The organism is Oleiphilus sp. HI0086 (genome assembly GCF_001635225.1).
This window is the reverse complement of sequence record NZ_LWFZ01001259.1, coordinates 1-898: the sequence shown is the minus strand read 5'-3', so window position 1 is coordinate 898 and position 898 is coordinate 1. Positions and strand designations below refer to the sequence as shown.

Genomic DNA, 898 nt, shown 5'->3' with positions numbered 1-898 from the left:
TGGAACCTTTAGATATTCTGTCTCTGATGGAAACCACCTCAATTTCCCCAAGTGATTTATTTAATCGACACGCTCACGCCCTTTGGCCGCTGATTGCTCCCAGCGACCTGGCGAATAATCCGGACTCCTTACCTGATGAATTCGCCAGCAAATTACAGCATGTTTTATCAAGCCTGGTATCGGGTGAGCTGGATGCAGACCGCGCCGATTACATGCTTCGCGACGGTTTTCACTCCTCGGTCACAATTGGAGGCTTTAACCTGGACCACCTGCTAAGCAATATTCATTTTGGTTGGTGTCCACAAACTAACTGGTTCGGTCTGGCAATTGCGGAAAAAGGCCTAAGCTCTCTAGAAGACTTTGTTTATAGTCGTCACCAAATGTATCGACAAGTCTACGCGCACAAAACAGCTCAAGGCTTCGACTGGCTGCTCCGCGCTGCGATTGATGAAGTGATGCAAAACCCCGAAGTGTCGAGCTTCGTTAACGCCAGTCTGGACAATATTGATAGTTTCAAGTATCTAACAGACAGCTATTTCTGGGAAGCTTTTCGAAAGCACGCTTCGGTTAAGAAAAACTCTTACTCTTCCTGTATTCTGGATAGACATAAGATGCGCTATCTAGCGACACGAGACAACCTCAGCAAAGAAGAAGAGCTTCATTACCTAAATTTCTTATCAAAGGAATTTGGTCACCCTGAGCAGCAATTAGTCTCATCTAGCATTACTGCACGATTCACAAAAATCAAAGATGGTTTTGAAGACATCAAAGTATTAGTATCAGATCATCAAAGACAAGCACCGACCTTAAAATTAATCTCGGATACCAGTCGTTTTTTTGATAAATTTACCGACGAAAGGATTACACACTTTTATCTTAATCCCGTCGACAAGGAAAC

General features: G+C 43.8%; 1 protein-coding gene. It reads left to right on the top strand.

Annotated features, from left to right (window positions below):
* A partial coding sequence (locus A3756_RS28155; RefSeq protein WP_197481459.1) for a phosphohydrolase occupies positions 1-898 on the top strand: 898 nt, incomplete at both ends.